10 protein-coding genes and 1 tRNA gene are annotated in these 14698 nt (G+C 46.0%); 2 read left to right on the top strand and 9 right to left on the bottom strand.

Features of this window, described 5'->3' with window-relative positions; all coding sequences use genetic code 11:
* Nucleotides 1-22: 22 nt before the first annotated feature.
* The 7 genes from lon to ispD all read right to left on the bottom strand — a co-directional run bounded on the left by lon (nucleotide 23) and on the right by ispD (nucleotide 7535).
* A complete protein-coding gene (lon, locus tag ICN33_RS09370; protein ID WP_216196318.1) occupies nucleotides 23-2455 on the bottom strand; it encodes an endopeptidase La in 2433 nt (810 codons plus the stop codon).
* Between the two features lie 190 nt (nucleotides 2456-2645).
* Complete coding sequence (gene clpX / locus ICN33_RS09365) at nucleotides 2646-4007, bottom strand: ATP-dependent Clp protease ATP-binding subunit ClpX (protein ID WP_216196317.1); 1362 nt, start codon at nucleotides 4005-4007, stop codon at nucleotides 2646-2648.
* A 28-nt stretch (nucleotides 4008-4035) separates the two neighbouring features.
* A complete protein-coding gene (gene clpP / locus ICN33_RS09360) occupies nucleotides 4036-4665 on the bottom strand; it encodes an ATP-dependent Clp endopeptidase proteolytic subunit ClpP (RefSeq protein ID WP_216196316.1) in 630 nt (209 codons plus the stop codon).
* Nucleotides 4666-4707: 42 nt separating this feature from the next.
* Nucleotides 4708-6045 carry a trigger factor gene (tig, locus tag ICN33_RS09355; RefSeq protein WP_216196315.1) on the bottom strand — a complete coding sequence of 446 codons (1338 nt, stop codon included), beginning with the start codon at nucleotides 6043-6045 and terminating at the stop codon, nucleotides 4708-4710.
* A 57-nt stretch (nucleotides 6046-6102) separates the two neighbouring features.
* Nucleotides 6103-6189 (bottom strand) — tRNA-Leu (locus tag ICN33_RS09350).
* 78 nt (nucleotides 6190-6267) lie between these two features.
* Entirely contained in the window at nucleotides 6268-6771 is a 504-nt protein-coding gene (gene ispF, locus ICN33_RS09345; RefSeq protein ID WP_216196314.1) for a 2-C-methyl-D-erythritol 2,4-cyclodiphosphate synthase, read from the bottom strand.
* 14 nt (nucleotides 6772-6785) lie between these two features.
* Nucleotides 6786-7535: a 2-C-methyl-D-erythritol 4-phosphate cytidylyltransferase gene (gene ispD / locus ICN33_RS09340; RefSeq protein ID WP_216196313.1), complete on the bottom strand. Its 750-nt coding sequence runs from the start codon at nucleotides 7533-7535 to the stop codon at nucleotides 6786-6788.
* A gap of 23 nt (nucleotides 7536-7558) precedes the next feature.
* On the opposite strand from ispD, the gene mfd reads away from it, so the two are divergent.
* Nucleotides 7559-11101 carry a transcription-repair coupling factor gene (gene mfd, locus ICN33_RS09335; RefSeq protein WP_216196312.1) on the top strand — a complete coding sequence of 1181 codons (3543 nt, stop codon included), beginning with the start codon at nucleotides 7559-7561 and terminating at the stop codon, nucleotides 11099-11101.
* A 21-nt stretch (nucleotides 11102-11122) separates the two neighbouring features.
* Nucleotides 11123-12013 carry a phosphoserine phosphatase SerB gene (gene serB, locus ICN33_RS09330; protein ID WP_216196311.1) on the top strand — a complete coding sequence of 297 codons (891 nt, stop codon included), beginning with the start codon at nucleotides 11123-11125 and terminating at the stop codon, nucleotides 12011-12013.
* A 48-nt stretch (nucleotides 12014-12061) separates the two neighbouring features.
* Here the strand turns inward: serB and ICN33_RS09325 are convergent, their stop codons facing one another.
* Nucleotides 12062-13246: an acetyl-CoA C-acyltransferase family protein gene (locus tag ICN33_RS09325; protein ID WP_216196310.1), complete on the bottom strand. Its 1185-nt coding sequence runs from the start codon at nucleotides 13244-13246 to the stop codon at nucleotides 12062-12064.
* Nucleotides 13247-13338: 92 nt separating this feature from the next.
* The gene (gene rimO / locus ICN33_RS09320) at nucleotides 13339-14697 is read right to left on the bottom strand and encodes a 30S ribosomal protein S12 methylthiotransferase RimO (RefSeq protein ID WP_216196309.1); all 1359 of its coding nucleotides are present in this window, start codon (nucleotides 14695-14697) and stop codon (nucleotides 13339-13341) included.
* Nucleotide 14698 lies beyond the last annotated feature (1 nt).

Here is a 14698-nt window from a genome sequence, read left to right as displayed (position 1 = left end):
TAAGCGAAAAATCACCTGATTATCAATGCTTAAGAACGTCTGCAGATGACCCCTTTTCAATAGCCTTACTGGCTTCAGCAGCCTTTTTGGCCAACTCTTCAGGCGTAGGATCTGACAAAGCTTCTGGCATACGCTCTAACGCCAATTCCAAAACCTTATCAATCCAGCGTACGGGAATAATCTCGATTGCATTTTTGACGTTATCCGGAATATCAATTAGATCCTTAACGTTTTCCTCTGGGATTAAGGCCAACTTAATACCGCCCCGATGAGCAGCTAAGAGCTTTTCTTTTAATCCGCCGATAGGTAAAACCTCTCCACGCAGAGTAATTTCACCTGTCATAGCAACATCAGAGCGAATAGGAATTCCAGTAAGAACGGAAACTAAAGCCGTTGTAATAGCGATACCTGCAGATGGACCGTCTTTAGGAGTTGCGCCATCCGGGAAGTGAATATGAATATCCTTCTTCTCAAATGAATCATCAGCAATACCAAGGCGTTTAGCTCTAGATCGAACCACGGTGCGAGCTGCTTCAACGGACTCCTTCATGACGTCACCAATAGAGCCGGTACGAGTAATCACACCCTTACCTGACATCACAGCAGCTTCAATCGTGAGCAAATCACCGCCAACCTCAGTCCATGCCAATCCTGTTACTTGTCCAACTTGATTCTCTTTACCAGCCAAACCAAAGTCATACATGCGAACGGATAGGAATTTCTCCAAGTTATCCGCATTCACAACGATAGGCACAGCCTCTTTCTTCAAGAGCAACAGTTTGACTACCTTACGGCAAATCTTACTAATTTCGCGCTCTAAAGAACGCACGCCAGCCTCGCGGGTGTAATAGCGAATCATGCTTCGTACAGCACTATCTTCAATCTTGAGTTCGTCTTTTTTCAAGCCGTTATTTTTGATTTGTTTTGGAATCAAATAATTAACTGCAATACTAGTTTTTTCATCCTCTGTATAACCAGCCAAACGAATAATCTCAAGACGATCTAAGAGCGGACCTGGAATATTTAAAGAATTCGAGGTCGCTACGAACATCACATCAGAAAGATCAAAGTCAACTTCAACATAGTGATCTTGGAATGTGTGGTTTTGCTCAGGATCTAATACTTCCAACAAGGCACTAGCAGGGTCTCCGCGGAAGTCCATACCCATCTTGTCTACTTCATCCAAGAGGAACAAAGGATTGCGAACGCCCACTTTAGTAAGGCTAGTCAAAATCTTGCCAGGCATCGAGCCTATATAGGTACGACGGTGACCACGAATCTCGGATTCATCACGCACGCCACCCAAAGCCATACGTACAAACTTACGGTTGGTTGCGCGTGCAATAGATTGACCTAAGGATGTCTTACCAACACCAGGTGGGCCTACCAAACAAAGAATGGGGGCCTTAACACGATCAACGCGTTGTTGAACTGCGAGGTACTCCAAGATGCGCTCTTTGACTTTATCCAAGCCGTAGTGATCTTCATCCAATACTTTTTCAGCATTAGTGAGGTCGTTGTTAATCTTGGTTTTCTTCTTCCAAGGCAGATTGACTAAGGTATCAATAAAGTTACGGATAACGGTGGCCTCTGCAGACATTGGCGACATCAGCTTGAGTTTCTTCAACTCAGATTCCGCTTTTTTCAACGCTTCCTTAGGCATGCGTGCGGCTTTAATGCGCTTCTCAAGTTCTTCGAGATCTGCACCCTCCTCACCTTCGCCTAACTCTTTCTGAATCGCTTTGACTTGTTCGTTCAAGTAGTACTCGCGTTGACTCTTTTCCATCTGACGCTTAACGCGTCCACGAATCCGCTTCTCGACTTGCAGAATATCGATCTCGCTCTCGAGATCGGCAAGCAAGCTCTCTAAACGCTGAACAACATCCATCATTTCGAGCAAGCGTTGTTTCTGCTCAAGTTTTACTGGCAAATGTGCACAGATGGTGTCGGCCAATCGACTTGGATCATCAATGCCGCCTAATGAGGAGAGAATCTCCTGCGGTACTTTTTTATTTAGTTTTACGTATTGGTCAAACTGCGCCATGATCGCACGACGCAAAGCCTCAGTTTCATGGGCATCGATCGCATTAATCGGTGCTGGAGTTGCTTCGCAATTGAAGTAACCAAGACTATCTTCTATTTGACTTACTTCTGCACGCTGCACACCCTCAACGAGCACTTTTACAGTGCCGTCAGGCAACTTCAGCATCTGCAAAATATTGGCAATGCAGCCAACCTCATAAAGGTCTTCAATGACAGGCTCATCCTTAGCGGCCGTTTTTTGGGCTACTAGCAGGACGTTTTTACCCGTTTCCATCGCAGCCTCGAGGGCTTTAATCGATTTTGGGCGACCCACAAACAGCGGGATCACCATATGGGGGAAGACAACTACGTCCCGTAATGGGAGTAAAGGTAGTTGAATCGGTTCAGAGGGTAGTAATAAGTGGCCAGGCATGGGGCAAATCCTCCAAAGTTATCAATCCTCAAAAGTCTCAATTAGTAGCGGTCAAATTTCTGAGCCACTAAATACAGACATTATTCATGAGTAGCATACTACCTATATGGGTAGGCTTTAGAGAAAAACAAGGGGTAAAAAGACAAAAATGGGGCAAAAATGCCCCAAAAATAGCGAAAACCCTAAGAAATTAGGCTTTTTTGCTCAAATCCGTCTGATCGGCATCCTGTTTGTAGACCAAAAGTGGTTTTCCGCCAGCAGCAATGCTGCTTTCGTCGATCACTACCTTTTGCACATTCTTGAGTGACGGCAGGTCATACATCACATCCATCAAAGAACCTTCGAGGATGGATCTAAGGCCACGAGCACCAGTTTTACGGGCAATTGCCTTTTTAGCAATCGCTGACAGAGCTTCGCGACGCACTTCAAGCTCAGAGCCTTCCATGGTGAGAAGCGCCTGATATTGCTTCACTAAAGCGTTTTTAGGCTCAGTCAGAATCTGAATTAAAGCCTCTTCATCCAGTTGCGCCAAAGTAGCAACAACCGGGAGGCGACCAATTAACTCTGGAATCAAGCCAAACTTGATCAGATCTTCGGGCTCAACCTCAATTAAAAGATCGCTAACTCCGCGATCATCCTTACCGGGAACGGTTGCGTTAAATCCAATACCGGTCTTAGCAGTGCGCTGCTGAATCACTTTTTCCAAGCCATCAAATGCACCGCCACAAATAAACAAAATGTTGGTAGTGTCAACTTGCAAGAAGTCTTGGTTAGGATGCTTGCGACCACCTTGTGGCGGCACAGAAGCCATGGTGCCTTCAACTAGCTTTAATAGCGCTTGCTGCACACCCTCACCCGATACATCACGAGTAATGGATGGGTTATCTGACTTGCGTGAAATCTTATCGATCTCATCGATATAGACAATGCCTCGTTGCGCTTTTTCTACGTTGTAGTCGCAAGCTTGCAATAATTTTTGAATGATATTTTCAACATCCTCACCTACATATCCTGCTTCAGTAAGGGTGGTTGCATCAGCCATTACAAATGGCACATCGAGCATACGAGCCAAGGTCTGAGCTAGTAGAGTTTTGCCTGAACCTGTAGGGCCAATCAAGAGAATATTGCTCTTTGCCAGCTCCACACCATCCACCATCGCCTTAGCTGGAAGCTTAGATTCTTTTTTATCTGCACTTTCTACTGGCTTACCGTCTTTATCTAACTTCTCTTTTTTAGGCTTAGGCAAATACTGTAAGCGCTTGTAATGGTTATAGACAGCAACAGCTAGTGTTTTTTTGGCGTGCTCCTGACCAATCACATATTGATCTAAGTTCTCGCGAATTTGGTGGGGCGTTGGTAATGAATCATCACCCTCTTCCTTAGGAAGCTTAGCGATTTCTTCTTGAATAATGTCGGTACAAAGATCAATACACTCGTCGCAAATAAATACAGATGGGCCGGCGATTAATTTTTTAACTTCATGCTGACTTTTGCCGCAAAAAGAGCAATACAGAACTTTATCTGCTGAATTAGTAGTGTTGGTATCGCTCAAAATGGGCTCAATATATTTCTGTTACGAATTAGGGACGCTTCTCAATAACTTTATCGATCAAGCCGTATTCACGAGCTTGCTCTGCAGACATAAAGTTATCGCGATCAGTATCCTTGGCAATCGTTTCAATTGTTTGACCAGTACGGTCAGACAAAATTTTGTTAAGTCGTTCACGAAGATACAAAATCTCACGGGCTTGAATCTCGATATCAGACGCCTGACCACGCGCACCACCCAGCGGCTGGTGAATCATGACCCGCGAGTTCGGCAAGGCATAACGCTTACCCTTTTCGCCAGCACACAATAAAAATGCGCCCATACTAGCAGCCATACCCATACACAATGTGCTGACATGAGGCTTAATGAATTGCATGGTGTCGTAAATAGCTAAGCCGGCAGAAACAGATCCGCCTGGAGAGTTGATATACAAAGAAATCTCTTTGTCTGGATTTTCGCTCTCAAGAAACAATAGCTGCGCAATAACCAAATTGGCAGTTTGATCATTGACCTCGCCAACCAAGAAAACAACCCGCTCACGCAACAATCTAGAGTAGATGTCGTAAGCACGCTCACCTCTACCAGAGGTTTCAATCACCATTGGAACCAAGCCCAAGCCTTTAGGTTCTAGATTTTCAGACTGAGAATGGTTATAGATCATTTTGAAACCTCTTGTGGGTAAATGGATGACTTATTGAATAAATTAGTTTAGCTTGCTGAGCTCTTCAAAGGTAATTGCTTTATCGCTTACCTTAGCCTGGGATGTGAAATACTTAATCACGTTGTCTTCAAGCACGAGGTTCTCGATATCCTTTAAGCGACTTGGGTTGCTATAGAACCAACGTACAACTTCTTTTGGATCTTCGTAGGTAGCAGCCTGCTCATCGATTTCAGCTTTAATTTGATCAACAGTAGCAGCCAAGTTTTGTTTCTTCACCAACTCACCCAAGATCAAACCAAGACGAACACGCTTAGTAGCTTGTTCTGCAAAGATCTCAGCAGGAATAGGAGCATCTTTCGCATTTGGAACACCGCGCTGAATCAGATCTTGGCGCGCACCTTCGGCCAAACGTTCTTGCTCAGAAGCAACCAAAGATTTAGGAACATCAAGTTCACATAAGCCGTTAAGCTTTTCCATTACTTCATTTTTCAACAAAGCAGTGATGCGACGCTTCACTTCACGATCTAAATTTTCTTTAACTTCAGCGCGCATTTTGGCAACGCCACCTTCAGCTACACCTAATGACAACGCAAACGCGTCATCAACAGCTGGCAGGTGTGGCCAGTTAACGGATTTCACAGTAATAGTGAACTCGGCAGTTTTACCGGCAACATCTTTGCCGTGGTAATCCGCTGGGAAGCTTAAAGGGAATGATTTGCTTTCGCCCACTTTGAGACCTAAAGTTGCAGCTTCAAACTCAGGAAGCATGCGACCTTCGCCCAAAACATATTCAAAGTTTTCTGCTTTACCACCAGCAAACTCAACCCCATCAATCTTGCCAACAAAATCAATCACAACTTGGTCACCGTTTTGTGCTGCAGTATTAGAGCCTCCGTCGCCGTGGGCACCAGCCTCACCGCGCGCATGGTAATGAACTTGCTGCTTGCGCAATACATCTAAGGCACGATCAATTTCAGCTTCGCCAATATCTGTTGTGTACTTAGTAACTTCTGCACTGCTAAAGTCGCCAATCTTCACTTCAGGCAAAACTTCAAAGAAAGCATCAAACACAATCTTGTCGGCATCGAGCTCACTCTTTGGCTCAAGACGTGGTTGGCCAGCTAAGGCCAAGCCTTCTTTTTGAGCTTGATCATAAAAAAGTTCAGAGGCTTTATCAAACTGGAGTTCAAAGTCCACTTGCATGCCGTGTTGTTTTTCAACGATATTCTTTGGAACTTTGCCTGGACGGAAGCCTGCCATTTTCATGGTCTTACCAACGTGAGCCAAACGGGATTCGCGCGCTTTAGCCAAATCGGCACGAGCGAACTCCAAAGTCATTTTGCGGTCTAGTGAACCTAAATTTTCTATCTGCACAGCCATTCTCGTCTCTTAATTGAAGATCTGGAAATGTGAAGTCCAAGCCAAGTAGCAATCTTGTGGTGCGAGGAGGGGGACTCGAACCCCCACACCATTTCTGGCGTCAGGACCTAAACCTGGTGCGTCTACCAATTTCGCCATCCTCGCAAATATCCGCAAACTGCCAAGCCTAGACTTCACTCTAAAGACCGTAATTCTACAATGCCTAGGGTTTTAGAGAATCTTTTAGGCCTTGAAGAGCAAAGCTACTGCATGGACAGCGACACCCTCGCCTCTACCTAAATGGCCCAGCGATTCATTGGTCTTAGCCTTAAGATTGACGTGGCTGGGGGTCACAGCCAAATCAGCGGCAATATTGCGGACCATTTCTGGTAAAAAATCCGCTAATTTGGGCTTTTGGCAAATGATGGTGGCATCCACATTGCCGATCTGAAACCCTGCTGCCTGAATCTTTTGCAAGGCCGCCCGGAGCAGAATTCGACTATCCATATCCTTAAATTGGGGATCGGTATCCGGAAATAGCTGCCCAATATCATTTAAGCCTGCAGCGCCCAATAAGGCGTCTGTTAAAGCATGCAATAAGGCATCAGCATCAGAATGTCCTAATAGGCCCTTTTCAAAGGGGACATGGACGCCTCCCAGAATCAGCTTTCGATCAGAAACCAATGCGTGAACATCGTAACCCTGACCAATACGAAATTGCGGAATATGGGAATTGCTTTGAGTCATATTGGAGCCCTCATTTATTTAGCGCTTGAACTTAAGAGCAGTTGCATTAATTCCCAATCTGCTGGGTGAGTCACCTTAAAGTTACGTGCAGCACCCTCAATTAACAAAGGTTTAGCTCCAGCCAATTCAATTGCGCTAGCCTCATCGGTAATGTCGGCCTCAAGGCGAATGGCATTCTCAAGCGCTTCATGCAGCTGCTTTAAACCAAACATCTGGGGGGTTTGTGCTTGCCAAAGATGCTTGCGTGGAATGGTTCTCTCGGCATGCGGGATGTTTCCAGCAACCACTGAATCAAGATCCGCCTGCTTTAAGGTATCGGCCAGTGGTACAGCCAAGATACCGCCAACATGAGAACTTTGCACTGAGCCAATTAACTTCGCAATGAGTGAGGGGGTAATCCCCGGCCGGGCCGCATCATGGACCAGTATCCAGTCATCTTCAGCAATGCCCGACTTCATCATTGCAGCCAAAGTATTCCGAACAGTTTCTTGACGGGTTGGACCGCCTGTCGGAACAACATGAATATTTGCCCCAGTCTTAGCAATAGTCTGCAATATGGGATGCTCGATAAAACCTGGGCTCACACCGATCCAAATGGAGTCAATCTGAGGTGTTTCCTTAAATGCCCCTAGAGCATAAGAGAGCATAGGTTTACCAGACAACTCCTGAAACTGTTTGGGCAATTCTCCGCCCAAACGAGAGCCTGTGCCTGCCGTAGGTAGTAGTGCATGACACTTCTTTTTAGATTGATTTCCAGAATCCATGTCTGATTCTATAATGAGCGTAGATGTCTGACGCATTAAATCTAGCAGCCCCCATACCCGTACCCCGGGCTGGGCAGCGCTTTACCTTTTCAGGTCTAATCGGCTCGGCAGATGCCGCTCTCATCGCTCAAACCGCCCTACGCTATCGCAGTCAGTTTTCGGTCATGGTGATTTTTTGCGCACAAGCACAGGAAGCACAGCGACTTGTAGATGAAATTCCTGCATTTGCACCGCAATTAAAAGCACGGTTACTCCCCGATTGGGAGATTCTTCCTTACGACCATTTTTCCCCTCATCAGGATTTGGTCTCAGAAAGACTTGCAACCCTCTATGAATTACTCAATGGAAGTTGCGACATTGTTTTAGTCCCAGTTACCACCGCATTGCAAAGACTGGGCCCTCCTAATTTTTTATCTGGTCACACCTTTTTCTTTAGGCAGGGAGATAAGCTTAACGAGGCTGCCTTAAAGCTTCAACTACAACAAGCTGGCTATGACCCCGTGAGTGCCGTGATGCGTCCCGGTGAATACAGTATTCGTGGCGGCTTGTTTGATTTATTTCCCATGGGATCCAATCTACCCTACCGCCTGGATTTATTTGGTGATGAGATTGAGCAAATTCGCGCCTTTGATCCTGACACTCAGCGTAGCCTCTATCCCGTCAAGGAAATTCGCCTCCTGCCCGGACATGAGTTTCCCTTTGACGATGCCTCTCGCACTGCATTTAGAGGTCGTTGGAGAGAGGTTTTTGAAGGCGATCCAAGCCGCTGCTCCATTTACAAAGATGCTAATTTGGGAATACCAAGTGCAGGGATTGAATCCTACTTGCCTCTTTTCTTTGAAGAACAATCCAATCTCTTTGATTACTTTCCTCGCTCAGGCGATCCTGTTTGGTTAGTAAGCATTGGTGATGTAGAAGAAACCATCAAAGGCTTTTGGAAAGATACGCTTTCTCGCTATGAGTTCCTTAAACATGATCTTGATCGCCCCATTCTTCCGCCAAAAGAATTATTTCTTGATGTCGATGAATTCTTCACCACCTCCAAACCGTACGCACGACTAACACTCGAAAAGGACGCCACAGAGAAGAGTCAATTCCTCGCAGTTCCTGATATTGCAGTTCATCGTCGTGATGCCGACCCTATCAACCTTCTTCGCAAAGTAGTGGCATCAGAAAAGGTTCGTGTACTAGTGTGCAGTGATAGTGCCGGACGCAAGGAATCCATACGACAACTCTTTGATGAGAGTAATTCGGTTGCTGGTCAGGATGGCAAACCACTCCACCCCTTAAAACCAGAAGGCTTTGATAGCATTGCCGAGTTTATTAAAAGCAATTCTTTATTTGGCCTAGTAACTGCCCCACTCTTCAATGGATTTTCTTGGCCAGCAGAAAATTTGCTTGTCATTACTGAAGCAGAATTATTCACCACCACAGCAAGACAGCGACGTAAAGGCAAAGCAAATGAGAATGCCGACCCTGACATGCTGTTTAAGGATCTCTCTGAGCTCAAGATCGGCGATCCTGTAGTGCATGCAGAGCATGGTATCGGGCGCTACCAAGGACTGGTCCTACTGAATCTAGCGCCTCCAAAAGAAGCGCCTGTTTTTGAAGAATTCCTACATCTTCAATATTCAGGTCAGGCTACCTTATACGTTCCCGTGCAGCAGTTGCAGATGGTGACACGCTACGCAGGCTCCGACCCAGACTCGGCCCCTTTACATCAACTAGGCTCCGGACAGTGGGATAAAGCTAAGCGTAAAGCGGCACAACAAATTCGCGATACTGCCGCAGAACTTCTAGCTCTATACGCAGCTAGAGCCATACGCAAGGGTCATGCTTTTGAATTTTCAGCCCATGACTATGCTGCTTTTGCAGAAAGCTTCGGCTTTGAAGAAACCCCAGACCAAGCCAATGCGATTGCTGCGGTTATTGGAGATATGACTAGTGGCACACCAATGGATCGCTTAGTTTGTGGTGATGTTGGCTTTGGAAAAACCGAAGTCGCATTGCGCGCCAGCTTTGTAGCCGTTATGGGTAGAAAGCAAGTTGCCATTCTGGCCCCGACCACTCTTCTTGCAGAACAGCACGTAGCCACATGGAAGGATCGCTTTGCAGATTGGCCAGTACGGATTGTTGAGCTCTCGCGTTTTAAAACCACGAAAGAGATTAATGCAGCTCTAGAAGCCATCGCAAAAGGAGAGGCTGACATCATTATTGGTACGCATAAGCTGCTCTCCAAAGAGACTCGATTTGCTAATTTGGGCTTAGTCATTGTTGATGAAGAACATCGCTTTGGCGTTCGACAAAAAGATGCTCTTAAAGCACTGCGCGCAGAAGTCGATATTCTGACTCTGACTGCAACGCCTATTCCAAGAACGCTTGGCATGGCAATGGAAGGTTTACGTGAGCTCTCAATCATTGCTACTGCGCCACAGAAGCGTCTAGCGATTAAGACCTTTGTCAGGCGCGAGGGTGACGGCATTATTCGTGAAGCCGTCCTTCGAGAAATTAAACGTGGTGGGCAAGTCTATTTCTTACATAACGAAGTAGAAACGATTCAGAATCGTAAACACGCATTACAAGAGCTTATTCCTGAGGCTAGTATTAGCGTGGCTCACGGCCAAATGCATGAACGTGAGCTGGAATCCGTCATGCGTGAGTTTGTTACTCAACGTACCAATATCTTGCTGTGTACTACGATTATTGAAACGGGTATCGACGTTCCAACAGCCAATACCATCATCATGCATCGCGCCGATAAATTTGGTCTGGCTCAATTGCATCAATTACGCGGTCGTGTAGGTCGCTCACATCACCAGGCTTATGCATATTTACTGGTGCCCGATCCTGAAGCGCTTAGCAAGCAAGCGCAGTTGCGTCTCAATGCCATCCAAGCAATGGAAGAACTTGGCTCCGGATTCTATTTAGCCATGCATGACTTGGAGATTCGTGGTGCTGGCGAAGTTTTGGGTGATAAACAATCCGGTGAAATCCATGAGATTGGTTTTCAGCTTTATACCGAGATGCTCAATCGTGCAGTCAAATCGCTTCGCAGTGGCAAAGAGCCAGACCTGCTTTCGCCATTGCAAGCAACTACCGACGTCAATCTTGGGGTTCCAGCCCTCCTTCCAGAGGACTATTGTCCCGATGTGCACGAGCGCTTATCTCTTTATAAGCGCTTTGCTGGCACCAATGACTTCTCTGAATTAATGGGCTTACGTGAAGAGTTGGTTGATCGCTTTGGCGACCTACCAGACCAAGCTAAGTCTTTTTATGAGACTCACCGCTTGCGACTTGAAATGGCTGGGTTTGGAATTAAAAAAATTGATGCGACGCCTGCCTCAATACAAATTCAATTTATCCCAAATCCACCCATTGATCCGATGAAGATTATTCAGCTAATCCAGTCTTCAAAATATATCCAACTCAATGGCCAAGATAAGTTAAAAGTACTCCCTCAGAAAGAGCGTGAGTTTGAGAAGCTAGAGCAACGCCTAGATGCTATTCGCAATATCTTGCGACGCCTCAATGAATCCGCGGTACTGAGCACTGCAAAAGTAAGCTAACCATCCGATTATTATTAAGTCATGTCTAAACACCAAGCCCTTGTAGCTCTATCTAGAGATCCAATCGCGGAGAAGCTCATCTTTTCATTAAAAGATCATGCCCTGACCTTTGGCGTTTCCTTGCACTCGATTGGCGGTCAAATAGGAAATGGTAGCTATTATTCTGAGCGCTTCGAATCCAGTGCCCACCTCGACATAAACCAACGCGAGCAACTGCGCGCTATTGCTGCAAACTTTAATGTTGACCTCTGTTTTTTGAAACCAGATCTCATAGCGCGAGATATTCGTGTACTAGCCATGGATATGGATTCCACACTCATCAATATTGAATGCATTGATGAGATTGCTGACTTCACAGGGAAAAAATCTGCCGTTGCTGAAATTACCGAAGCTACTATGCGTGGTGAGATTAAAGATTTTAAGGAAAGCTTAAGAAGACGGGTTGCCCTTTTAGAGGGGGTAAATGCCGCCGCACTTGAGTCAGTTTATCGTGAACGATTACGACCCAACCCTGGGGCTGCAGAGCTTTTAGCCGGAGCAAACGAGCGCGGCATTTATACGCTTCTTGTTTCTGGCGGATTTACCTTCTTCACAGAAAAACTCCAACAGCAATTAGGTTTTAAGCAAACTCAAGCCAACACTCTGGAAATCATTGATGGCAAGCTAACCGGTCAAGTGATTGGCGATATTGTTGATGGTGCGGCTAAGGCCGCCCACTTGGATGAAGCTTGTGCTCGTCTTGGTTGTACTAAAGCCAACGCCATCACCATGGGCGATGGCGCCAATGATCTCATCATGATGAATGGCTCAGGTATTAGCATTGCCTATCAAGCTAAACCTGTCGTCAAAGAAAAAGCCGACGCGGCTTTTGACCGAGTCGGCTTAGATGCTGCTTTACTGCTGATCTCTTAAGCTTTTACCCAAGAGATCAGGGTAATAGTGACGCGTCTATTGACACGCTTATAGACGCTCAAAAATTGTCGCAATACCTTGGCCACCACCGATACACATGGTTACCAAAGCATATTTGCCTTGAACGCGATGTAACTCATGAATAGCTTTAGTAGCAATCGCAGCACCTGAGCAACCAATTGGGTGACCTAAAGCAATTGCACCACCATTGACGTTTGTCTTAGCTGGATCTAAACCCAAACCTTTAGTAACGGCCAGCGCTTGCGCAGCAAAAGCTTCATTAGATTCAATTACGTCAATTTGATCTAATGTAAGACCAGCACGCTCAAGTGCAATCTTAGTTGCAGGAATAGGACCTTCGCCCATGATGTGGTTTGGTACACCAGCAACTGCATAAGATACCAAGCGTGCAATCGGCTTGTGACCAGCTTTCTTGGCTGTTTCAGCATCCGCCAATACAAAGAACGCAGCGCCGTCATTAATACCTGATGCATTACCAGCCGTAACAGAACCACCTTCTTTTTTGAACACGGCCTTCATCTTGCCCAATGTTTCCATTGTGGTTTCTGGCTTGCAATGTTCGTCAGTATCAAAAACTACATCGCCCTTACGAGACTTAATCGTAATAGGAACGATTTGAGATTTGAAACGACCTTCTTTAATTGCATGAGCAGCACGACGATGAGATTCAACCGCCAGTGCGTCTTGCTCTTCACGAGTAAGCTTCCATTTTTCAACAAGGTTCTCTGCTGTAACACCCATATGACCAACACCAAATGGATCAGTCAATACAGCAACCATCAAGTCGAGCATCTTGGTATCGCCCATACGAGCACCACTGCGCATGGCTGGTGAGCCATACATACCGCGTGACATCACTTCAACACCACCGCCAACTCCGTAATCACAGTCACCCAACATAATTTGCTGTGCAGTGGTCACAATCGCTTGCAAGCCAGAGCTGCATAAACGATTCAATGCCATTGCTACGGATTCCATTGGCAAGCCAGCTTGAATGGATGCGACGCGAGCAACATAGGCGTAACGACTATCTGTAGGAATGGTATTTCCGACAGTAACGTAATTAATCAGTGCTGGATCAACACCTGAGCGGGCTACCGCTTCTTTCATCACAATGCCGCCGAGCTCAGAAGGCTCAAAGCTGCTGAGGGAGCCATTAAAGGTACCAATTGCGGAACGAACTGCACTTAAGACAACGACATCACGACTCATATCAATCCCCTTTGCTAAGCCTAATTATTAGGCTGACTTTGTACTAAATTAGTACTAAATAAGTAATACAACTCTCATTTTTAATACATTCGTCAAGTTTCGGCTATTAGGTCATGCCCTTGGGAGCTAATAACAGTTACCTTGATGATTTCACCGGCACGATAGCGCTTAGAGGGCTTGCTAGGCGGCAAAACCCTCACCAAACCATCAATTTCAGGGGCATCACCGATGCTTCGGCCAATTCCACCTTGGTCATCTACTCGATCAATGATGACCTGAATGCGTTTGCCTATTTTTTTAGCAAGCCGCTTAATCGAAATTTCCTCTGCTTTTGCCATAAATCTGGCACGGCGCTCTTCCCGCAGATCTTCAGGAACAGGGTTATCCAATTGATTGGCAGTAGCGCCCTCGACAGGTGAATAAGCAAAGCAACCAGCCCGATCAATTTGAGCCTCATCTAAGAAGTTCAAAAGATAATCGAACTCTTCCTCAGTCTCACCAGGAAATCCTGCAATAAAGGTGCTGCGAACTACTAAATCAGGACAAGCTTCGCGCCATGCCAAGATCCGCTCTAAGTTCTTTTCGCCACTGGCTGGACGCTTCATGCGCTTAAGAACATCGGGATGCGCATGTTGCAGCGGAATATCCAAATACGGCAAAACGCCATAGCCATACTCTGAGAACTCAGCCATCAAAGGCAGTACATCGTCTACATGTGGGTAGGGATAGACATAATGCAATCGTACCCAAGCCTGATGTTCGCGTGCAATTTGATTTAAGGCATTAACCAAATCAAACATTTTGGTTTTAACGGGCTTGCCATCCCAAAAGCCGGTGCGGTATTGAATATCAACACCATAAGCGCTAGTGTCTTGCGAGACAACTAGTAATTCTTTTACGCCAGACTCAAATAATCGTTTAGCCTCAAGCAATACATCGCCAATCGGCCGCGACACTAAATCGCCCCGCATATTCGGAATGATGCAAAAAGTACATCGATGGTTACAACCTTCGCTGATTTTGAGATAGGCGTAATGCTTTGGCGTGAGCTTCACACCAGCTGGCGGAACTAAATCAATAAATGGGTCATGCGGCTTAGGTAGATGCAAATGAATTGCTTGCATTACTTCCGCAGTTGCGTGCGGCCCTGTAACAGCAAGCACTTTAGGGTGAATGCTAGAAATGAGATCGCTGCCGTCGGCATTTTTTCTGGCTCCCAAACAACCAGTCACAATGACCTTGCCGTTTTCTGCTAGTGCCTCACCAATGGCAGAGAGACTCTCTTCCACTGCTGAATCGATAAAGCCACAGGTATTGACGACCACGAGATCGGCGCCAGAATAATCTTTGGCGGTCTCATATCCTTCTGCGCTTAGTTGCGTCAGGATAAGCTCAGAATCTACAAGCGCCTTAGGACAGCCTAAGGATACAAATCCAATTTTTCCAGCCACA

It is taken from the genome of Polynucleobacter sp. UB-Tiil-W10 (assembly GCF_018881605.1).
Lineage (GTDB): Bacteria > Pseudomonadota > Gammaproteobacteria > Burkholderiales > Burkholderiaceae > Polynucleobacter.
Note: the sequence above shows the minus strand (reverse complement) of the source record. Positions and strands in the feature narration are given on the sequence as shown.

What these genes read in the sequence shown, in the direction of transcription:
- lon (WP_216196318.1), bottom strand. Translation starts at nt 2,455, where the DNA reads ATGCCTGGCCACTTATTACTACCCTCTGAACCGATTCAACTACCTTTA.
- ICN33_RS09325 (WP_216196310.1), bottom strand. Translation starts at nt 13,246, where the DNA reads ATGAGTCGTGATGTCGTTGTCTTAAGTGCAGTTCGTTCCGCAATTGGT.
- mfd (WP_216196312.1), top strand. Translation starts at nt 7,559, where the DNA reads ATGTCTGACGCATTAAATCTAGCAGCCCCCATACCCGTACCCCGGGCT.
- ispF (WP_216196314.1), bottom strand. Translation starts at nt 6,771, where the DNA reads ATGACTCAAAGCAATTCCCATATTCCGCAATTTCGTATTGGTCAGGGT.
- tig (WP_216196315.1), bottom strand. Translation starts at nt 6,045, where the DNA reads ATGGCTGTGCAGATAGAAAATTTAGGTTCACTAGACCGCAAAATGACT.
- clpP (WP_216196316.1), bottom strand. Translation starts at nt 4,665, where the DNA reads ATGATCTATAACCATTCTCAGTCTGAAAATCTAGAACCTAAAGGCTTG.
- ispD (WP_216196313.1), bottom strand. Translation starts at nt 7,535, where the DNA reads ATGGATTCTGGAAATCAATCTAAAAAGAAGTGTCATGCACTACTACCT.
- serB (WP_216196311.1), top strand. Translation starts at nt 11,123, where the DNA reads ATGTCTAAACACCAAGCCCTTGTAGCTCTATCTAGAGATCCAATCGCG.